This window comes from Terriglobus albidus, assembly GCF_008000815.1.
Classification (GTDB): Bacteria; Acidobacteriota; Terriglobia; order Terriglobales; family Acidobacteriaceae; genus Terriglobus; species Terriglobus albidus_A.
The window spans coordinates 3,592,888-3,613,955 of the sequence record NZ_CP042806.1 but is presented as its reverse complement, the minus strand read 5'-3'; the positions used below and the strand labels follow the sequence as shown (position 1 = coordinate 3,613,955).

Genomic DNA, 21,068 nt, shown 5'->3' with positions numbered 1-21,068 from the left:
TTGAAAAGCGGTACTACTGGGAGTCCAGTCTTTATTCTACGCCGATTTCACCGCCTCGAAACATCATCCAGAGGCATGGATCTCGACCTGAGAGCGACACCGCCAGGCACTTGACATAGCGGCTGTGAATATTTATACATGATCTTGTATTTTTATGCATCACCAACGTAGTGCCGGCCGTCAAAAGCAGGTGCTGCGTTTTTCTGCTGTTCAAAGCGGCAGAGGATGCAGGACGGGTGAATAGAAATTCAGTATGAAACAACAACGGCACAGTGCAATTCGAGAGCTCCTGGTGACGGCGACAGTCACCAGCCAGGATGAGCTGCGCAGAAAGCTGGCCAAGCGCGGTTTCAACGTCACGCAGGCGACCTTGTCCCGGGACATGCGCGAGTTGAACCTCTACAAGGGCCCGAACGGGTATACGCTCGCCAATTCCGCAGTAGCCGAAGATGACCGCTCTCCAGAGATCAATGACCTGTTGAAGAGCTTCGGTCTGGAGGTACGACAGGCGATGAACCAGGTCGTCATCATCACGACGACTGGTGGAGCCCAGCCCGTAGCTGCCGGCCTGGATTATGAAGACTGGGACGAAATTGTAGGAACCATTGCCGGGGACGATACGGTGCTGGTGATTTGCGGCGATATCGAGCAGGCCAAAACCATAACCGCGCGGATTGCGGAGCTGATTAGATAAGAAGATGACGACGGCGACAGAGGTAAAGACGGAGTTGACGGCAACGACGGGCGGCGTACGCACAGCACTTGCGGGCGTTAGCGGCTATGCCGGCGGAGAGCTGGCAAGGCTGCTACTGAAGCACCCCCGGTTACAGGAGACCAGGCCCATTTTTATTGGCCGCGAGGCCACCACACTGAGCGAGCTTCAGCCGCATCTTTACGCCATTGACGAGCAGGAATTGCCTGTAGTTCCCTACCCCACCTGGAGCGAGCTGAAGGCCGCCGGCGTGGAGATCATCTTTCTGGCGACTCCGCATGAGCAGTCGCGGGAGTGGGTACCGCAGATTCTGAATGCCGGTCTTCGCGTGGTGGATCTGAGCGGCGCCTGGCGGCTGAAGTCGGCCTCCAACCGGGCGGTCTATAAGCTGCACGATGCCGATGCGGAGCTGGCGGCGAAGCTGGATGCCGAAGCAGTCTTCGGCTGTCCGGAGCTGCATCATGACGCCATCCGCAATGCGCGGCTGGTCGCCAACCCTGGCTGTTATGCCACCAGCATTATTTTGGCGCTGCGGCCGCTGGTTGCCGCGGGGCTGGTGGATATCGAACATGGCATCGTCTGCGACGCCAAGAGTGGCGTGAGCGGCGCCGGCAAAGCTCCGACAGCAAAGACACACTTTATGCATGCCGCCGACAACCTGAGTGCTTATGCCGTCTTCGGACACCGCCACACGGGCGAGGTTCTGGAGCAGGTAGGCCTGCCGGCAGAGGCGCTGCAGTTCACGCCGCACCTGCTGCCGATTCCCCGCGGCATTCTGTCGACGATCTATCTGCGGCTGAAGTCCCGGATGGACAAGGCTGCCGTGGAACAGGTCTTCCGGGAGTTCTATGCCGGCCATCCCCTGGTGCGGATCTTCAAGGCCGGGAGCCTGCCACAGATCCAGTACATAGTACGGACGAACTACTGCGATCTGGGATTTGAACTTGCGGCAGACGGCCGGCGCATGGTGCTGGTGAGCTGTCTCGACAATTTGCTGAAGGGCGCGGCCGGACAAGCCGTGGAAAACATGAACGTGATGTGTGGATGGAAGGAAGAGGAGGGCCTGCTGTGAAGTACGTCGTGAAATTGGGCGGTGCGGGCCTGGAGAACGAGAAATTGCGGATGGATTGCGCGCGCGCCATCGTGGAGCTGGCCAAGGATGGCCACCAGGTGGCCGTAGTGCATGGCGGCGGTGTACAGCTAACCAAGACGCTGGCGGCTCTGGGCAAGAAGAGTGAGTTTATCCATGGACTGCGCGTTACCGACGCGGAGACCCGCGATGCTGCCCTGATGGTGCTGGCGGGCCGCGTCAACAAGTCGCTGGTGGCGGCTCTGGGCCAACTCGGCCAACAAGCCGTCGGCCTCGCCGGCGGTGATGGCAATGTCTTCCGTGCACGGAAGAAGAAGACCAACCCGGATCTGGGTTTTGTCGGCGAGATCGCCGCGACCGATCCAACGTGGCTGGATGCGATCTGGAAGATGGGAGCCATCCCAGTTATCTCATCCATTGCTTTAGGTTTTGACGGTGAGTACTACAACGTAAATGCAGATGAGATGGCCTCGGCTGCCGCCGTTGCCACTCGGGCTGATGCCCTGGTTTTCCTGACCGACGTTCCCGGAGTGAAGGGAGCGGACGGAGCTGTGATGCGATGGCTCTCGTTGAAGGAGATTCCCCAGCTCGAGAAGAGCCAGGTGATCTCCGGTGGGATGCTGCCCAAGCTGAAGGCGTGCAAGGATGCGCTTCTGGGCGGTGTAAAGCGAGTTCGAATTTTGCCGGCGGAGGCAGCATTCGTGTTGCCGGACCTCGTCCATACACGAGTCAACGACGGTACAGAAGTGATGGTGGCGTAGAGATGAACAACCAAGAAAGGGTGAAGAAAATGGACCTTGCATCGATTCAGGCAGCGGAGAAGAAGTTCCTGCTTGAGACCTACGAACGCAACCCGGTGATGTTTGTAAGCGGCAAGGGCGTCTATCTGCGCGACAGCGAAGGCAACGACTACCTGGACCTGTTGAGCGGTATCGGCGTTTCGGCCCTGGGATATGGGCATCCGGCGATTGAAAATGCGATCGCAGAGCAGTCGAAGAAGCTGCTGCACACCTCGAACCTGTTCTTTCATGAAGGCACCGCCACACTCGCGCTCAAACTGACGGAGCTGACCGGTATGGACCGGGTCTTCTTCTGCAACTCCGGCACTGAAGCCTGGGAGGCGGCGCTGAAGCTCGCCCGCGCCCACGCCGGCGTACTGCGCGAAGAGGGCAAGACGATCGGAACGAAGTTCCTCGCCCTGGAGCACAGCTTCCATGGCCGGACGATGGGATCGGTCGCCACAACGCATAAGGACAAGTACCGCGAGCCTTTCGCTCCGGTGATGCCCGATGTTGAGTTCGTGCGCTTTAACGACATTGAGGATCTGAAGGCAAAGTTCTCCAACGATGTCTGCGGCATCTGCATTGAGGTGCTGCAGGGCGAGGGTGGCATTCACCCCGTCTCGAAGGAGTTCTTCGCGGCGGCGCGCGCGCTGTGCGACTCGACCGGCGCTCTGCTGCTGGCCGACGAGATTCAGAGCGGCATGGGCCGGACCGGCAAGTGGACGGCATACCAGCACTTCGGTATTCAGCCTGACATTACGACCCTGGCAAAACCGCTGGCAGGCGGCCTGCCAATGGGCGCCATGCTTTGCAACGAAGAAGCCGCCCGTGCCATGAAGCCTGGTCTGCACGGAACCACTTTTGGCGGTGGTCCACTGGCCTGCGCGGTGGCTACGGCAGTAATCGATGAGATCGAGAACTCAGGCCTTCTGGCGCATGTGACCGAGGTCGGCAACTACTTCATGGGGCAGTTGAAGGGCCTTGCCGTAAAGCATCCTGAAATCATCTCGGTACGTGGTATCGGTATGATGATCGGCGCGGAGATCAACGATGCGGAGCTGGCAAAGCAGGTTGCCAAGCAGATGACGGACCGTCGCATTCTGATCAACCGCACCAGCGAGACGGTATTGCGGTTCCTTCCGCCTTACCTGATCGAAAAGAAACATGTAAACATTGCAGTAAGCGCTCTGGACGAGATTTTGAGGCAGGCTAAGGAGGCAACGACTCCAGCGCTTGCCGGTGAGGCAGCCCATGGATAACAAAACCATCGTCATGAGTCCGAGGAATGAGGGAGTAGCAGTGCCGAAAGTATCATTGGGAATTCAAAGCGATAGCGCATTCAGCGAGGCCGCAAAGCGCTTGAAAGGCCGCGATCTGTGTTCGATCGCCGATCTGACTGTGGAAGAGATGGCAGCCATTATGGAGCTGGCGCACGCCGTCAAAAACCATCCGGAAGATTTCAAGACAGCCCTCGATGGCAAGCAGATGGTGATGTTCTTCGAGAAGGCATCGTTGCGTACGCGCCTGACCTTCGAGGCCGCCATCAATACCATGGGCGGCAATGCCATCTTCGTGGACCAGACACAGAGTCCTCTGGGCGAGCGCGAGAGCCTGGCGGATATGGCGCATAACCTCGAGCGCTGGATGAGCGTGATTGTGCTGCGCACTTATTCGCACGACACCATCACCGAGATGGCTGCTTCGGCAAAGGTGCCTGTAGTGAATGCCCTGTCGGACTATGAGCATCCGTGCCAGGCGATTGCCGACTTCCTGACGCTGGAAGAGAAGTTCTCCACCTGCGAAGGTCTGAAGTTCACCTACGTCGGTGACGGCAACAACGTATGCCACTCTCTGATGCTGGTTGCGGCGCAGCTCGGAGCGCATTGCACCATCGCGACGCCGAAGAACTACGGGCCGAAGCTGGACGTGATTCACAAGGCCATTGAGATCGCGGAGCAGACCGGCGGAAGCATTACGCTGACACAGGACCCCATCAAGGCCGTAACCGGCGCTGATGCGATCTATACCGACGTCTGCACCTCCATGGGCTTCGAGCACGAGGCGACCAAGCGCGCTCCGATCTTCAAGCCCTACCAGGTCAACGACGAGCTTATGTCGCATGCCAATGACCAGGCCGTCTTCATGCACTGCCTGCCGGCACATCGCAACGCTGAGGTGACCGACGCCGTGCTGGATGGTCCGCAGTCGATCGTCTTCGACCAGGCGGAGAACCGTATGCATGCGCAGAAGGCCATCCTGCTGATGCTGCTCGGAGGCGCCAAGCGCATTCCGAAGGCGAAGAAGCGGTTCGTCTAACTAGGATCCACCGCACTCTGTCCGGTCACCTGCAACCAGGTGGCCGGACGCAAGGAAAGAGGTTGTGACGTGAAAATGTGGTCTGGGCGGTTCCGGGAACCGCTCAATCGCAAATTCGAGCTGTGGCAGCGGTCGTTCCCCTTTGACTGGCGGCTGATCCCCCAGGAGATCCGTGCGTCAAAGGCCCACGCGAGGATGATCGCGGCTGCCGGCATTTTGACCGACACCGACTTGGCGGAGATTCTCGCCGGGCTGGACCGCATTGGCGCGGACTTTACCGCGGATACGCTGGATCTCGCTTCTGAGACGCCCGAAGATGTCCATCACTTCGTCGAGTTGGAGCTGACGAAGCACATCGGCACGCTGGCGCTGAAGCTGCATACCGGACGTTCCCGTAACGAGCAAATCGCGACCGATCTGCGCCTCTTCGTCCGCGATGCCATCGACCAGGTGTTGGCCGATCTGGCCGCGTGGGCAGATGCCCTGCTGGACCAGGCTGTTAGAGCCGGCGATGCCGTGATGCCTGGCTACACGCATCTGCAGCGCGCCGAGCCGGTTCTGCTGGCTCACTGGCTGCAGGCCTATGTGCAGATGATCCTGCGGGATGCCTCACGCTTTACCGATGCCCGCAAGCGGATGAATCTGTGTCCGCTGGGTTCAGGCGCCATCGCCGGTGCAACGCTCGCGCTCGATCGCACCATCGCGTCCGAAGCACTCGGCTTCGATGCGCCGACGGCGAACAGCATGGACGCCACCAGCGACCGGGACTTCGCCCTGGAGTTCTCCCAGTGCGCTGCCGCACTGGGCTTGCATCTGTCTCGTTTCGCCGAGGAGATCACGCTCTATGCCACCCAGGAGTTTGGGTTCATCGAGCTGCCGGAGGCATTCTCGACCGGATCGTCGGCTATGCCACAGAAGAAGAATCCGGACCTGACGGAGCTGGTGCGTGGCAAGAGCGGCCGTCTGCTGGGCGCTGCAACGACTTTCGCGACCATCATCAAGGGGCTTCCTCTGGCCTACAACAAGGACATGCAGGAGACCCAGGAGGCTACCTTCGAGGTCGCTACCACCCTGGGCGGAATGCTGCCCCTGATGGCTCCCTTCACCGCCGCCCTGCAGTTCCGGCTGGATCGGATGGAGACGGCTGCCTCTGCCGGCTACCTGAACGCCATGGCCGCCGCCACCTATCTGGTGCATAAGGGAGTTCCTTTCCGCAAAGCACACGAGAAGATCGGTAACGCCGTCCGTTATTCTTTAGATAAGGGCTGCGAGCTGAACGAACTGACTTTGGACGAGCTGAAACAATTCGGAGACGAGTTTGGCGCGGACTTCCACGACGCCATTACACTGCGGGCAACCGTAGACTGCCATGACGTCATCGGCGGCACAGCGACTGCGCAGGTGGCAGCATCGCTGGCGCTGGCCCGTGAGAAGGTCGCGGCCCTGACTCCGCAGCAGGAGCAGGTCCATGTCTAGTGTGATCAGTGAATCGACCGTGTCGACGCGTCCGCGCGTCAACGGCGCCCAGGTGCGTAAAGCGCGCCTGCAGGATGCGAATAACATCTTCGACATCGTCAATTCCCTGTCCGGCGACGGCACGTTGCTTCGCCGCAGCTATGCCGAGATCTGCGAGAACGTTCGCGATTTTACCGTCGCCGAATCCGAAAGTGGCGTCTTTCTTGGCTGCGGCGCTTTGCACTTGTACGGACCGCATCTTGCCGAAGTCCGTTCCATCGTGGTGAAGCCTGAGGCCAAAGGCCAGGGAGCAGGCGGCAGAATCCTGCGCGCCCTTCTGGAAGAGGCCGACGATCACGGAGTCCCGTCGGTGTGTCTCTTCACCAGGATTCCCGACTTCTTCTTCCACTTCGGCTTCCGCATTACGATGGATCGCGCGGCCCTGCCGGACAAGATCTACAAAGATTGCCAGAACTGCCCTCGCCTGCACGCCTGCGATGAGGTAGCCATGGTGCGCGGCCCGATTCCCCGTGTCGCTGTCCTTGGTCCCAGCCGGGTGCAGGACACAGAACTGGTTCCCATCCAGATTCCATTTAGCGGCGAACGGCACTAGATCCATACATCTGAAAGAAAAGAGGCAGAGCAAATGCTCTGCCTCTTTTCTTTCCTGCAGCACCTTCAGCTGGAAAACGGCAGACCGATTCCGTAGACGCTGCTGGTATACCCGGCGCTGACGGAACCACTCAAGCTGAGTAATAAGGACGCTTTGTAGATCGAGTCGTTCGTGTTGTAGGTATCACGAGTTTTCGACCGTGTGTAGTAGGACGAGTTGCTGTACACGAGACTGGAGATGGCATCGTCGACGAAGACCTGCGTCGTGACGTTGGTCGCGACGTTACCCGAAGAATCGTAGGTCCGGATGCGCAAATGCACGTGCGTCGTTCGACCGCCATACCATCCCGGAAAGATCGACGTATAGGAGACCACGCCGCTGGAATCCGTGAGCTGATATCCACGAAGGAAGTTATCGTTCGAGGTATCTTCGGTGGTCTCCGACTGAGAAGCTTCCTGCGAATACACACCACCAGCATCCGCATGCCATACGTCGACACGAGCATTCTGCAGTGGTGTGCATCCGCTCGATGAGTACTGGTAGATCGCAAAGTTCATATAGAACGGCACACCTGATAGTCCCCTCGTCGATGCCGCACCGACTGTATCGGGACGGATGTCACTTCGCTGCGGGGTCGCTGTGTCACCGTCTACCCAGTAGGGTCCCTGGGTCGTACTGCTGCCCTGGGAACACGTCGCCGTGCTGCTACTACTGGAACTTGTTGAACTGCTGCTGGACGAAGACGAACTGCTGCTGGATGAGGATGAGGTTGTGGTAGCTGCGGTTCCACCGGAGCCGCAACCCGCAAGTGCCGCAAGCCCAGCTAAACCCATCAGTTTTACAGCCCGCCTGCGAGAGGAGGCGCGCACAATTGCTGCAATTTCGGGAGGCAGTACTCCCATACGAAGCTGTTGATCCGGGGCAATGTCACACATGGCCAAAAACTCCTGAGTAGTTTGCCCCTGCGCAGAGACGATACGTCGTGAATAGACGTACGCCAGGCTACGAAGATTACTCAGGCCATGGAGTAGAAGCCGTTGCGCTCCTGGAGTTCGACTTCTGTATCGAAGAGCTGGGAGAGCCGTTCACCGGTTAGCAGATGGCGTTTTGCGCCATCCGCAACAATGCGTCCATCGCGCATCATGATGACGCGATCGATCTCCGGCAGAATGTCTTCGATGTGATGCGTGATGAGTAGAATGCCGGTTCCCCGCTGCGCCAGGCGCCGCAGCGTCAATCGCAGGCTGCGCTGTGCAGCGATATCCAGTGCGTTCGATGGCTCATCCAGAAGCAGCATCTCGTTGCTGCGCACCAGAGCACGCGCGATCATGACGCGACGCTGCTGACCGGCAGACATCTGTCCGACCAACTTTTCACCCAGCACGTCGCCTTCAACCAGGCGCAACGCATCTTCTGCTTTGGATCGCATCTCGTCCGTTATAGTGAGATTGGGCCAAAGGGTTGAACTTGAAAAGAAGCCGGAGACAACGGCGTCCAAGCCGGTCGTCTTGAGCGTTGGCTTGCCTGGCAGCTCCGGAGAGACCACACCTAACCGGCGCCGCAGCTCCTGCAGGTCCCAGCGTTCGCGGCCAAAGATGCGGACACGCATTCCGGGCTCGACCAGCGGATAGATCTCACAGGTCATCGTCTTGATGAGTGTGGACTTGCCGCAGCCGTTCGGTCCGAGAATCACGACGTTCTCACCCGGACGAATGCTGAGGTTGATGTCATGCAGCACCCGCTGGGAACCGCGTGCGACATTCACATGTTCGAACAGGAGAAATGGCTCAACGCTTGCTTCGCACATCAGACATTCAGAATATCGTTCTGAAGGCCTGAAAAGGCTTATAAGGCCTGAAGAAGTCGTTATACCGCGATAGTGAAGCTGTCTTCGCTGCGAGTGACAGCGCGGTACATGGTGTCTCGCTCAAACGGAACCCGGCCCGCCTCCCGGATCAGGCGTTCCAGCTCAGCGCGGCGCATGCCCTGTGGAGTAGTAGCGCCGGCGTCGTGATAGATCTTCTCTTCAACAACGGTGCCGTCGATATCGTCCGCGCCAAATCGCAGCGAGATCTGGGCCATCTTCGGTGTCACCATCTGCCAGTAGCTCTTGATATGCGGGAAGTTATCCAGCATCAGACGGCCAACCGCAATCTGCTTGACGTCGAGCATTCCAGTCGTACGCGGCAGATGCCCCAATGGCGTGTTGTCGGGATGGAAAGCCAGTGGGATAAAGGTCTGGAAGCCTGCGGTCTCATCCTGCACGGCACGTAGCTTCAACAGATGATCGACGCGGTCCTCTTCGTTCTCGATATGCCCATAGAGCATGGTGGCGTTGGAACGAAGGCCAGCCTTGTGGGCCAGACGCGCGGTCTCCAGCCACTCGGAGCCATCGATCTTGTGGTCGCAGATGATGTGACGAACGCGGTCAGCGAAGATCTCCGCTCCGCCTCCTGGGCAGGAATCAACACCAGCAGCCTTCATGCGCTCCAGCACTTCAGGAATCGTGAGCTTGGCGCGCTTGGCGAGGAATGCGACCTCAACCATGGTGAAGGCTTTGATATGCACCTTCGGGAAGCGCTCTTTCAAGCCGCTGACCAGATCCATGAAGTACTGAAATGGCAGATCCGGATGGAGACCACCGACAATATGAAACTCGGTTACAGCTTCGGTGTAACCCGCGCCCGCAGCCTGCCAGGCTTCTTCCAGAGCCATCGTGTAAGTGCCGGGAGTATCTTTCTTGCGGCCAAAGGCACAAAGGCGGCAGCTTGCGACACAGACGTTCGTCGGATTGATATGCCGGTTGACGTTGAAGTACGCCACATCTCCGTGCAGTTTTTCGCGTACCCAGTTGGCCAGCCAGCCTACCGCCAGGATGTCCGGACTGCGGTAGAGAGCGAGACCATCCTCATAGTCCAGCCGCGTGCCGGAGAGGACCTTGTCCGCAATGGGCTCAAGGCGTGGGTCGTCTGTCTGAAATGCATGGCGCGGCCGCGAGGAGATTGAGGTAGCTGTCATCGCACTTTCCATTCTAATCCTCCTCGCAGTGGCCTGTTATCTCACTGCCGATTCAACCATCCGAGGCTGAACCACGATCCCGTCATAGAGGGTAGCCCCAATCAGGTGATCTCCTACCGGACGGACAAAGCGAAGGTGCCATCCCGTATCCCAGAACGCGATATGGTCATCCGCGAGGTTCACAGCATACGTCAGAGTCGTCGAGCTGTTGGCCGAGATCAGCATCCGCTTCCCCGCACCGTCGTAGAAGATACTATTGACGTCTGCCACGTGGAGCTCTGGAAGTCCCTGCCAGCTCGTCCCGGTGTTGGAGCGGAATACTCCCTCACGGCCACCGGCCCACAGACGCCCTTTGTCATCGACACCAATGGAGGTGATCTGGGCGAGCCCGGCAGGCACCGACGCCTCAGTCCACTGCTGCGTCGACGGGTTCAGGAATGCAATCCGATGAAGACCGGCAACCACAACGTTTCCACCTGGAGCCGCTCCGGAGTAACGGAAATCATCACTGGTAAGTGACGTGATCCGCCATGTTGTTCCGGAATCGTTGCTTTGCAATATCCCAAGAGATGTTGTGGCATAGAGCATGTTGCCGGACCGAACCATGGAAGAAGCCGGGGCATCCAGAACACGGCTCGGTCGTGAAGGACGCGCCATCACGGGACGCGTAGGACGCCGCGTCTTAGCCGCGCCCGCTACTGCCCGCACAGGCGTCGTGGCCGGCTTTGTAGCTGCATTGCCGACGATCATTCCGCTGGGAACCCAGACAGCTCCCTGCAGACGGAAAATGCCGTGTGAGGTCCCAGCGATAATGGTGCCGTCCGGAGCCTGCACCAGCGCAAGGACATCCAATCCGTTCAGGCCGGAGCTGAGTTGATCCCAGGTTAAGCCACCGTTGGCACTGGCGAAAACACCGCCGGAGTCTTTGTCATTGATTACACCGATATAAAGCTTTGCGGGATTGATGTAGTCGGCGGCATACGCCGTAATCTGACGTGAGGAGAAGCCTGAATTAGCGGAACGGAATGAGAAACCTCCGTCATCACTCATCAGAACGCCGCTATAGTCGGTCGCCAGCAAAACGTGATCCGGATTCTCTGGATCGACGAAGACGTCGTTCACGATCGTGGTCGGGTCCGTGGTGCGGCGCCATGTCGCTCCAGCATCGGAGCTGCGCCAGAGCCCTTCTGTCGTACCGGCAAATACGGTATCGAGATGCTTCGGATCCTGCATCAGAACTCGCGTGCGGCGGGCCGAAGAAGGAATGCCCTGTACCTTCGTGAAGCGATCACCTGCGCTGTCACTCTTGTAGATACCCGAGCATGCACTGGCATAGACAATCGAAGGAGTCTTGGGATGGACGATGATGGAAAACACGTCTGAATCATCGATGATTCCGTCCTTGATGTTCTTCCAATTGACACCGCCATCAGTCGTCTTCCACGGCAGATGCCAGGTTCCGGCATAGATCGTATTCGAATCCTTCGGATCGATCGCAATCGACTCAACCTCATGAATCTCGGTACTGCCAGCCGGGCTAATCAATTTCCAGTTCTGTCCGCCATCGGAGCTCCGAAAAATGCCATCGAGCGTTCCCGCGACTAGCGTCTTGGGAGAGGATGGCGACGCTGAAAGAGAGCGAATCGACTGACCATGCATCGAGGGTGATTCAACCCAGGTCATACCGGCATCACGGCTGATATAAAAAGCACCGTCGGTGTTGCCGAGCACCCATGTCCCGGCATAGAGCACATTGGGCTCTGCGGCGTCGACTACGATATTGTCGATCACCAGATCGTCACGCTTTCCAAGGCGCGCTAGACGCTTCCACGTCCTACCACCGTCATGACTGTCGTACATCCATCCAATGGCTGTACCAAGATACACGTGCTTATGATCATGCGGATCTGCAGCAAAGGCGCGGGCGGAGCCGCCATCAGGCCCGAAGGGAAACCATGTCACAGCATGCAGCCAGGAAGACACCAGAAACGGAATGGCGAGTGCAGCAACGCGGATTGCTCCGCCAAGGGACTTTCTCATTGACTTATTTTCGCTTAAATAGACCAAGGGCCGACTGGCATATCGCCAGTCGGCCCTGAGCCTTTATAGGTTCGTGTTACTTCTTCTTGGCAGCGTGCTTGCGGACCGGCTTGGCAGGCTTGACCGGCTCAGTCACTTCCGTCAGACCGCTGGTGCTGAAGGTAGCGCCGGCAGGGATCAGAGTGGTGGTGACGGTCTTGCCTTCGGTGGTGGAGGTGTAGGTGGCAACGCGGGAAGCGTCGATACCCTTGTCCTTCACCAGGTACTCCTTGGCGTTCAGAGCACGCTCAGAAGATACCGTATCGCCATGCTTCTCCTTGCTGTCAGCGGAGCCGGCCAGAGCAACCTTGGCATCGGACGAGCGCTGCAGGTTCAGAGCGACGTCGTCGAGGCAAGCCTTGCCCTCGTTGTCAACACGGGACGGACGCTTCTTATCGCGCTCGAAGTTGACCGTGCAGAGGCTCGAGGTCTTCGGAGCCGGCGGCGGCGGCGGAGCAACAACGCTGACCGAGGTGGTCGCCGAAGCAGTCTGGCCCTTATCGTCAACCACGTTGCAGGTGACGGTAACGGTGCCAGGCGCAGCGCCGGCGGTGCTCAGGGTCGCGGAGGTTCCGTTGCCGGAGACCGAACCGGAGGTCGAGCTATAGCTGTAGGTCAGAGGACGGTTCTGCGGGCTGACGCCATTCGCAGTGATCGTCGCAGACTCACCCGGACGAACGCTGGACGGGCTGGCCGAGCAGCTGATGGTCGGCGGCTCGAAAGCCTTGACCGTGAACGGAGCCGAGCAGTCGGCGAACTGACCGACCTTCTTGCCCTCTTCCACATGACCCTTGACGGTATAGCTGCCAGGGTTCAGCGACTTGGTGTCAACGTTCGCGGTGCTTGAAGTACCGGAAACAGAACCGGCATCGGAGGTCCAGCTATAGGTCGCCGTCTTCTTCGGGTTCAGGTTTGCGGCAGTGCCGGTCACCGTGACGGGGTCACCCGGGAAGACAGTTGCAGGCGACGCGACGCAGGAGTAGGTCACAGGCGGCGGCGGAATGATGCTGCCAATGTGCCACAGAAGACCGCTGCTCAACTGAGCGGCGCTGATATTGGCGCGTCCGCCAATGACGCCGCCGCCGGGGTTGGCGGGACCAAAGTTGTCATGGATGTACTGATAATCCGCCTGGAAGAGACGGATGCCCAGCTTATGGTTGAACAACGGCGTGTCATAGTCCATGCCGCCGCCAGCCGTCAAAGCAGTGCCCCACTTTGTCGGGTTGTAACCCGCAGCACCATTCGGACCACCGAGTTTCGCGCCACCAACCAGGCCGTGTGCGAAGACGGTAAAGTTCTGAGCAGGATAACGGAAGATCGGACCTGCTGAGATGGTGTAGAGAGAATCGTTCTTACCATCTGGATGGGCCGCGAAAACAACCTCGCCGCCAACATACTTATTGAAGTAATAGGCGCCGCTACCGATCGCACCAAGGTCGATGGAGCTGTACTGGATGTTGGCAGGCTTGATGGGGCTATGCGTACCGAAGTACGAGTATCCCAGGAAAATATCAGCGCGCGACGGGTTGGGTTCCGACGGGGCCGCCGGAGCCGTCTGCGCTTGCAGCCCGGTGACCCCAAGGCTGACGGCGCAGGCAGCGAGTAGAAGTCTACCGATACTGCGAACTGGGCGTTCGAACATTTATTTCCTCCGCGAATACTTACATGTTGTGGCTCTGAGCTCAAATGCTTACAGACTCAGTGGCTTACGAATTCCCCCAAAAGTGTAGCGCACCTGCGTTTCGGTTCAGCTACAAATTCCGGGCGGTACTCAACTTACTACCCCGTTTTACGGTTTTTTTACCCCATAAAACGAGTTTCTCAGGCAAGGTTCAACGCTTTCTTCAACGTTCCCCTCTCCTTTTGAATCTTTTCCTGCAATAAGGTGATGGCATAGAGGAGCTGTTCTGGACGGGGTGGACACCCTGGCACGTAGACGTCGACCGGGATGACCTGGTTTACGCCCTGCATCAGTGCATAGTTGTTAAACACGCCTCCCGAGGTTGCGCACGCGCCCATCGAGATAACCCACTTCGGCTCCGGCATCTGCTCATACAAGCGGCGAATCACGGGAGCCATCTTCTGCGAGACGCGGCCTGCGATTACCATCAAATCGCTTTGCCGCGGTGAAGGACGGAAGACCTCAGCACCAAAACGCGCGATGTCGTACCGCGAGCCGCCCATGGACATCATCTCGATCGCGCAGCAAGCCAGACCGAAGGTCATTGGCCACACTGAATTCTTTCGAACCCAGTTAATGGCCGCATCCATAGAGGCTAAAACGACGCCCTCTGGCTGATCGTAGCCCCAGGACACCTCTTCCAGCTTTTCGCGATTCTTGCCAAAGCTGTCCAAGTTGCCAAAGAGATAGCGATCATTCTTTTCGGGCCCGTTCATCGGGCGGCCATTGCTCGTGGTTTCCTGCGCCGGAGTGCTCATACTCTCAATATATAGAACGGATTACGCAGATGTGGAACCTGCCACGATCTTCCCCTATCTGTCATGATGCCTGCAAAACCCGAGATGTTGCCTGTTTTATCTGCAGAACACCGTATTTCCTGTGTCCTTTTCCGGCAACCAGAGCGATATTCGGAATCGAAACCATGTAATACGCCCCAGGGGAGAAATCGGTTCACCGTGTGTAGCTACCACTGAATGGGCGGTTTCACTCAGATGCGAGGCGACCATTGCCGCCAAGCCTGCCTGATCTGCCGTGCCCGCAACGATCCTGGCGTCCAGAATACGAAGTTCTCCGGACTGCGTCTGCTGCACCAGGGACGTCAACCGCCCTTCTGCCGAACGACGTGAAACAGAATCCTGAGCCCCGATGTAATTGTTATAAGCCATCATGAGCCTGTTGAAAGCATCAGACGCTGCAACAAAGTGGAAGTTGCGTGGATTCCAAGCAATGGCATCCTGAGCACGAAAGCTGAAGTCCGTCGAGACGGCTAATGGTGTTACAGACTGATACGGGGGCGTCGCAAGTTCGGCATAGTCAAGCTGCGGACGAGGTTTTCCTATCGGCAACACACGCAATAGCCACCCGGAAGGTAACGGGTCGAGTACGAGCTCCAGATTGCGGTTGATCGCATGACGATAGGTCTGGCCATACGAGACCTCGCCCTCAAAGGTAGATACCTTGCACTGTTGGTTCTGCCCCCAGGATGTTAACGAAATATAAAACACCACAAGGATACTGAAGTTCCTAGCTCGCATTATCCCTGACCGCCTTGAGCAGTGTTTCCTTCAGCCTGCCCTGGTCGGTCTGGCTGAGCTTGCTCCCTTCGTGCGTCAGATAAAACACGTCGATGGCGGTATCTCCTTCGGTATCGATCAATGCGACCTCAATGCTGCAGCCAAACGTAGCCAGAGCCTCACTGAGCGCATGAAGCAGGCCTGGGACATCCTGGGCTACCACCTGCAGCAGCGTGCAGTGGGTGGAAGCGATGTCATCGAAACTGATAGCCGTCTCTACGGTGACCAGCGGCGCTCGTCTTCTGGTACGGCGACGGCCGGCAAGAAACTTTGCCAGAGGAATCTCCCCGCCGGCTACTTTCCGCACACTTTCCAGGAATGGCTCACGCTCGCTGGGATTGAGCTCCAGGGTCCGAAAGCTATCGGTAAAGTGAAAACTGTCGACGACGATACCGCTGGCATCAGAGAAAGCGTCCGCAGTGACGATGTTCATGCCCCAACCCGTGAGAGCACCGGTCATGGCCGCAAAGAGCATAGGACGGTCTTTGGCAATCAGCGTTATCTCCCAGTCAGCGCTGCTCTGCTGAAGACTGAGCTGAATCGAACCGTCCTGAGCTCTCTCAGCCATCTGAAAGTGCACGCGGATCTCGTCCGGAGTCCTTGTGTGCAGGTAACGCTGGGGAAAACCATCAAGAAACTCGCGGATAGATTCGGCCTTAGCGGGCTGCAGTGCGGTAACACGGCGGACGAGCTCGCGCTCCATCTTCGTGTCCACGCGGTCTTCATCTACGCTGCGATCCAAATAGTTGGAGGTTGCCATATACAACCGCCATAGGTTCTCGGCCTTCCATGGAGTCAAGGCATCAGGATGGACGGCATTGATGTCAGCGTAGGTGAAGACCATCAACATGCGAAGCTGCTCATGTGTCTGCACCTTGGAGGCAAAGATGCGTACCGTCTCCTGGTCAAAAATGTCGCGACGGAGTGCATTCGACATCTCCAGGTGATTCTGGATGAGCGATAGGACCAGGCCGGTCTCGTGCAAATCGAACTCCAGGCGCGAGCAGACGCTTTGCGCCATGCGCGCACTCTCGACCGCATGGTCGTCGCCGCTGCGTCCTTTGCCTGTATCGTGCAGTAGTGCTGCCAGGTACAGCAGTGCGGTGTGCTCGATTTCATCGCGAATGATCCCGAACTTCTTCGCCCAGTCCGCAAGGGGGCCTTCCACAACCCGCGGCAGACCGTGCAGCGTATCAATCAGCAGGAAGGTGTGCTCATCCACGGTGTACCGATGGTAGGCGTCACGAATCACCAGAGCGTCGATGCCATGAAACTCCGGCAACATCAGCTCCAGGATGCCCAGGGCATGCATGGTGCGCAGAGCCTGGCCTGCAAATGGCCCGGTCAGGATGGCGCTTAGATGCCTCCACAACGCGGGCCCATCTTCAAGACTGGCAGAGAGCATCGGAAGCGCATCCGCAAGGCGCATCTCCGCATTGCGGCTGAGGCGCAGCCCCTGGGCGGCGATCGCTTCAAAGATAGCAAGCACCGTCTCCATCTCATGAGCGGGATCCATCCCCTTTTCCGCCTTCTCGATGAGGACAATTCCCCGCTCCACACGAAAACCGTTGGGTGTCTGCCTCCCGCCGGGCTTCAGACCCAATGCGAGCGCAGCGAGGCTCTTCTTCTGCGGAATCTCATCGAGCAGTTGCAAGGTACGGCGCTCAATACTGCGCGCATGACGGAAATAGTTCCGCATCCAGTACGCAGCATCTGCCTTCCCTCGTCCGCTGAGACCGATGCGGGCGGACGCGGCTCCATCCTGAGCCTGCCAATCCAAAACGTTGTCATCCCGGTCATGACGGTAGTGCAGGAACGCCCGCACGGTCTTCAGAAAGTCGACCGCTTCAGAAAACTCGGCATCGTCCGCGATGGGAAACTCCGGAACGGGCTTTCCTTTGCCGTCCGCCGCCAGCTTGAGAATCTGTGGCAGCCAGCCGCAGACGTGCGCATCACGAAGGCCGCCCGGACATTCCTTGATATTGGGTTCCAGATGAAAGAGCGTGTTGCCATAACGAGTATGGCGCTCTGCGGTCATATGCTGCAGTTGGGCCAGAAGCACCCCGCTTTCCTTTGCCAGAAGACGCGGCAATAACCTCTCACTGAGCGCTGCGTAGAGTTCCTGGCTGCCCGCAAGAAAACGATGATCGAGCATGGAAATGGCAAACTCGACATTATTCGGGTCGAACCGTTCGCATTCCAGCAGAGACCGCGTCACCGGGGCCAGGCGAATACCGCAGTCCCACATCTGCTGTGAGAGCGTCCGTACGCCATCGGTCAGGGCCTTGGTTGGCCTGGCATCATTCAGCAGCACCAGCAGATCCACATCTGAACATGGATAGAGCTCCTGCCGGCCATAGCCACCAATCGCAATCAGCGCGGCAGCATCTCCCAGGCCGGTGGATTGCCATAACGCGTGTACCACTTCGTCGACGGCAATCGACCGGGCGGCAACCATCCGCGATCCGTCAGGCAGCTTTTCAAAGACCTGCCGGATCATCTCCATCTGGTGGCCGTAAATCTCGCGCACCGGAGATGTGACCTTACTTGCGGGCTGTGACTTTAAAGACATTCGCTGTATGCAGTGTATGAAGCTCCAGCATACAGCGAAGAGAGGGGAATGTTGTGGAAGGAGTTAGATGGCAATCTCACCGCGTTCTTCGTTACGAATCCGGATTACCTCTTCCACGCGAGAGACGAAGATCTTTCCATCGCCGATCTTGCCGGTCTGGGCGGCCGCGATGATGGCGTTAATTGCCTTCTCGGCAATATCGTCAGCAACAACGGTTTCGATCTTGATCTTTGGGAGCAGGTCCACGGAGTATTCGCGGCCGCGATAGAACTCCGTGTGGCCCTTCTGACGGCCGTGGCCGCGTGCTTCCAGGATAGTCATTCCCTGCACGCCAATCTCGACCAGAGCGTCTTTTACTGCATCCAGTTTTCCGGGTTGAATCACCGCTTCAATCTTCAGCATCGTTTCAGTCCTTTTTCCGTGCGGCGCGTGCTTAGTGCGCCGAAGCCTCTGCGTGGTAGCCCTCTTCACCGTGCTGCGACAGGTCAAGGCCAATCGCCTCATCTTCCGGCGAAACCCGCAGACCAATCAGCTTATCAACAATGAAGAGCAGGATGAGAGTTCCGACGATAGAGATACCCCACGCCAGCCCCACACCAATGGCCTGGTTGAGGACCTGCGTGTGGTTGCCCTCAAAGAAGCCCGTTGCCTTCCCTGCTCCGAGCAGCGGATTGATGGAGCTGTTGGCGAAGATACCGGTCAGAATGGCGCCCAGCGTTCCGCCAGCGCCGTGGACGCCGAAAGCGTCGAGAGAGTCGTCGTAACCGAAGATGGTCTTTACCTTCACCACCATGTAGAAGCAGAAGACACCGGCAATAGCGCCGATGGCCAGAGCGCTCATCGGGGTTACAAAGCCAGCTGCCGGAGTAATGGCAACCAGGCCGGCAACGGCGCCGGAGATACCGCCCAGAGCGGAAGGCTTACCGTTACGGAACCACTCCGCGGCCAGCCAGCCCAGCGCGGCAGCCGCAGCGCCAAAGTGCGTCGCTACAAAGGCGGAAGTTGCCAGGGTACCGGAGGCCAGAGCGGAGCCGGCGTTGAAGCCGAACCAACCCACCCACAGGAGACAGGCGCCGATAAAGCTGAGGACCACCGAGTGCGGCGGCATAGGCTCCTTGGGGAAGCCGATGCGCTTGCCAAGATAGATAGCTGTCACCAGCGCCGAGACACCGGATGTCACGTGCACCACTGTGCCGCCGGCAAAGTCCAGGCATGGGAACTTACCGCCGAGAGCTGCGTTCAGCAGACCACCCTCACCCCAGACCATATGGGCCATTGGCGAGTAGACAAAGAGCGCCCAGAGAATGCTGAAGACCACCATGGCAGAGAACTTCATGCGCTCTGCAAAGGCGCCGGTGATGAGCGCCGGGGTAATGATGGCGAACATGAGCTGATAGACCATGAAGGTCTGCTCGGGAATCGTCGCAGCGTAGGTCGGATTCGGCGCGAGGCCCACGTTTTTGAGAAAGAGGTGTTGGAAGCCGCCAATAAAGGCATTTCCATGACCGAAAGCAAGCGAGTACATCACCACGGCCCAAAGAACCGTGATCACCGCCATCATGGCGAAGGTCTGCATGAATGTGCCAAGTACATTCTTCTTACGCACCAGACCGCCGTAAAAGAGCGCAAGGCCGGGACCGCTCATCATCAGCACCAAAGCGGAGCTGACCAGCATCCAGCTATTGTCGCCAGAGTCGACTTTGGGAGTGCTTGCTGCCTGTCCAAATGCAGGAGCGGTCGCCAGAACCAGCCCCAAAAGCACCGCTAGATACACTTTCACACTACGAAGACGCATGGACATATCACCTGTTCTTCTACTAAGGCCCGAAGGCTACCGAAAGCTCTGCAAACGAAGGCTGACGCCCACCGAAAGCATGCAGATGTTCCGTGGATGGCTCTACTTTACACAATTGTGAAGACGCCACAAAAGCTTTCTCGGTTACGAGAGCAGAGACTCGGCAATAAACCGCCATTCGTCCTCAAGGGAACCCCGAAAGACGGGCTTCCCTGCCCGGCCATACCAGTAACCGGCGTTCCCCACGTCGCCTTCCTTGCGGTGCAGATAGGCGTGGACCCAGGCGCAGTCACCAAACTCCTCCACCTGGGCCGCCTCATGAGCCGCATTCCAGTCGCCGTGAGCGTCGTGCCACAAGGCACGTAGAGCTCGCGGCAGGCCCTCAGGCCGGCCGGCCATCATCTCGTCAACAGTCATGGCTTAGCCGCCCATCCATTGGCCTGGAGCCAGTGCAGCAACAGGTTTGGCCACTCCCGAAGTGCCGGATCTGCCTGGGCAAGGCCGCTGCCATGCGAGCCGTGCTGGAAGGCATGCATCTCTACCGGAATCCCGGCCTTTACCAGTGCCTCGTACCACAGGACACTATTCATGACCGGCACGGTCTTATCGTCAGTCGTGGTGTAAAGGAAGGTTGGCGGCGTCTTCGAGTTCACCAGACCGGTCAACGACATCTTCTCGACCAGCGCATCGTCAGGAGTCTCTCCAAGAAGCATCTTGCGTGAACCTGAGTGCATATAGGGCGCGTCCAGACGAATAACGGGATAGCACAGAATGACGAAGTCGGGACGGCTGCTCTCGTGGTCAATCGCGTCATCGGTTGCAAGGCCATCGTCAAACAAGACTCCGGTAGAGGCTGCCAGGTGGCCTCCGGCGGACGATCCCATCATGCCGACCTTTCCTTTGTCGATGCCCCATTCTGTCGCACGCGCACGCACGGTACGGATCGCACGCTGCGCATCACCAATCTCAATGGGATGGTGATACTTCGGCCCCAGGCGGTACTTCAGTACAAATGCGGCTACCCCCTGCGCATTGAGCCACTGCGCAAACATGGTTCCCTCTTTTTCAGTCGCCAGGTGCGTATACCCCCCGCCGGGAGCAACGACGACCGCGGCCTTAGTCGGGTTCTGTGCCGGAATAAAGGCCGTGAGCGTCGGCTTGTCATCATCGGCGTCTCCCTGCGCTCCAGGAGCGCCATTCGGCCAAAGCAACATCGGGGCAGGAGCCGTTGTGGAAGTTGCGGGTCCACCCGGAGGATAGGCAACCGCCGGAGGAGGGGTTTGAGCATGTATGGAGACGGCCGCTGCAGACAGGACAAAACTCACAAGGGCGGAACGGAGCATCGACGAAGATCACCTCTCGCCTACACCATGCCCGTTTG

General features: G+C 58.4%; 19 protein-coding genes. 7 read left to right on the top strand and 12 right to left on the bottom strand.

Features of this window, described 5'->3' with window-relative positions:
- Positions 1 to 253 precede the first annotated feature (253 nt).
- The 7 genes from FTW19_RS14165 to FTW19_RS14135 all read left to right on the top strand — a co-directional run bounded on the left by FTW19_RS14165 (position 254) and on the right by FTW19_RS14135 (position 6,968).
- On the top strand, positions 254 to 694 hold the full coding sequence (locus tag FTW19_RS14165) for an arginine repressor (protein ID WP_147648239.1): 441 nt from the start codon (positions 254 to 256) through the stop codon (positions 692 to 694).
- 4 nt (positions 695 to 698) lie between these two features.
- A complete protein-coding gene (argC, locus tag FTW19_RS14160) occupies positions 699 to 1,784 on the top strand; it encodes an N-acetyl-gamma-glutamyl-phosphate reductase (RefSeq protein WP_147648238.1) in 1,086 nt (361 codons plus the stop codon).
- Positions 1,781 to 2,563, top strand: coding sequence for an acetylglutamate kinase (gene argB, locus FTW19_RS14155; protein ID WP_147648237.1), 783 nt, complete (start codon positions 1,781 to 1,783; stop codon positions 2,561 to 2,563). The genes argC and argB overlap by 4 nt, the downstream gene beginning before the upstream one ends.
- 29 nt (positions 2,564 to 2,592) lie before the next feature.
- Entirely contained in the window at positions 2,593 to 3,843 is a 1,251-nt protein-coding gene (locus tag FTW19_RS14150; protein ID WP_147648236.1) for an aspartate aminotransferase family protein, read from the top strand.
- The gene (gene argF / locus FTW19_RS14145; protein ID WP_147648235.1) at positions 3,836 to 4,900 is read left to right on the top strand and encodes an ornithine carbamoyltransferase; all 1,065 of its coding nucleotides are present in this window, start codon (positions 3,836 to 3,838) and stop codon (positions 4,898 to 4,900) included. The genes FTW19_RS14150 and argF overlap by 8 nt, the downstream gene beginning before the upstream one ends.
- Positions 4,901 to 4,975: 75 nt before the next feature.
- Positions 4,976 to 6,376: an argininosuccinate lyase gene (argH, locus tag FTW19_RS14140; protein WP_147650642.1), complete on the top strand. Its 1,401-nt coding sequence runs from the start codon at positions 4,976 to 4,978 to the stop codon at positions 6,374 to 6,376.
- Positions 6,369 to 6,968, top strand: coding sequence for a GNAT family N-acetyltransferase (locus FTW19_RS14135; RefSeq protein ID WP_147648234.1), 600 nt, complete (start codon positions 6,369 to 6,371; stop codon positions 6,966 to 6,968). The genes argH and FTW19_RS14135 overlap by 8 nt, the downstream gene beginning before the upstream one ends.
- Positions 6,969 to 7,033: 65 nt before the next feature.
- Here the strand turns inward: FTW19_RS14135 and FTW19_RS14130 are convergent, their stop codons facing one another.
- From FTW19_RS14130 to FTW19_RS14075, 12 genes are all read right to left on the bottom strand, one after another.
- Complete coding sequence (locus FTW19_RS14130) at positions 7,034 to 7,903, bottom strand: hypothetical protein (protein ID WP_147648233.1); 870 nt, start codon at positions 7,901 to 7,903, stop codon at positions 7,034 to 7,036.
- An 80-nt stretch (positions 7,904 to 7,983) separates the two neighbouring features.
- Complete coding sequence (locus FTW19_RS14125) at positions 7,984 to 8,775, bottom strand: ABC transporter ATP-binding protein (protein ID WP_147648232.1); 792 nt, start codon at positions 8,773 to 8,775, stop codon at positions 7,984 to 7,986.
- 59 nt (positions 8,776 to 8,834) lie between these two features.
- Positions 8,835 to 9,986: an aminofutalosine synthase MqnE gene (gene mqnE / locus FTW19_RS14120; RefSeq protein ID WP_147648231.1), complete on the bottom strand. Its 1,152-nt coding sequence runs from the start codon at positions 9,984 to 9,986 to the stop codon at positions 8,835 to 8,837.
- Between the two features lie 36 nt (positions 9,987 to 10,022).
- Entirely contained in the window at positions 10,023 to 12,026 is a 2,004-nt protein-coding gene (locus FTW19_RS14115; protein WP_246153300.1) for a WD40/YVTN/BNR-like repeat-containing protein, read from the bottom strand.
- Between the two features lie 76 nt (positions 12,027 to 12,102).
- On the bottom strand, positions 12,103 to 13,707 hold the full coding sequence (locus FTW19_RS14110) for an OmpA family protein (protein WP_147648230.1): 1,605 nt from the start codon (positions 13,705 to 13,707) through the stop codon (positions 12,103 to 12,105).
- A 179-nt stretch (positions 13,708 to 13,886) separates the two neighbouring features.
- The gene (locus FTW19_RS14105; protein ID WP_147648229.1) at positions 13,887 to 14,504 is read right to left on the bottom strand and encodes an NADH-quinone oxidoreductase subunit B; all 618 of its coding nucleotides are present in this window, start codon (positions 14,502 to 14,504) and stop codon (positions 13,887 to 13,889) included.
- A gap of 96 nt (positions 14,505 to 14,600) precedes the next feature.
- Complete coding sequence (locus tag FTW19_RS14100) at positions 14,601 to 15,254, bottom strand: hypothetical protein (protein ID WP_147648228.1); 654 nt, start codon at positions 15,252 to 15,254, stop codon at positions 14,601 to 14,603.
- A 16-nt stretch (positions 15,255 to 15,270) separates the two neighbouring features.
- Positions 15,271 to 17,892 (bottom strand): [protein-PII] uridylyltransferase, encoded by a 2,622-nt coding sequence (gene glnD / locus FTW19_RS14095; protein ID WP_147648227.1) that lies wholly within the window; start codon positions 17,890 to 17,892, stop codon positions 15,271 to 15,273.
- 63 nt (positions 17,893 to 17,955) lie between these two features.
- The gene (locus tag FTW19_RS14090; RefSeq protein ID WP_147648226.1) at positions 17,956 to 18,294 is read right to left on the bottom strand and encodes a P-II family nitrogen regulator; all 339 of its coding nucleotides are present in this window, start codon (positions 18,292 to 18,294) and stop codon (positions 17,956 to 17,958) included.
- Between the two features lie 31 nt (positions 18,295 to 18,325).
- Positions 18,326 to 19,687, bottom strand: coding sequence for an ammonium transporter (locus FTW19_RS14085; protein WP_147650640.1), 1,362 nt, complete (start codon positions 19,685 to 19,687; stop codon positions 18,326 to 18,328).
- A gap of 144 nt (positions 19,688 to 19,831) precedes the next feature.
- Positions 19,832 to 20,104 (bottom strand): hypothetical protein, encoded by a 273-nt coding sequence (locus tag FTW19_RS14080; protein ID WP_147648225.1) that lies wholly within the window; start codon positions 20,102 to 20,104, stop codon positions 19,832 to 19,834.
- The gene (locus FTW19_RS14075; RefSeq protein ID WP_147648224.1) at positions 20,101 to 21,030 is read right to left on the bottom strand and encodes an alpha/beta hydrolase; all 930 of its coding nucleotides are present in this window, start codon (positions 21,028 to 21,030) and stop codon (positions 20,101 to 20,103) included. The genes FTW19_RS14080 and FTW19_RS14075 overlap by 4 nt, the downstream gene beginning before the upstream one ends.
- Positions 21,031 to 21,068: the final 38 nt, after the last annotated feature.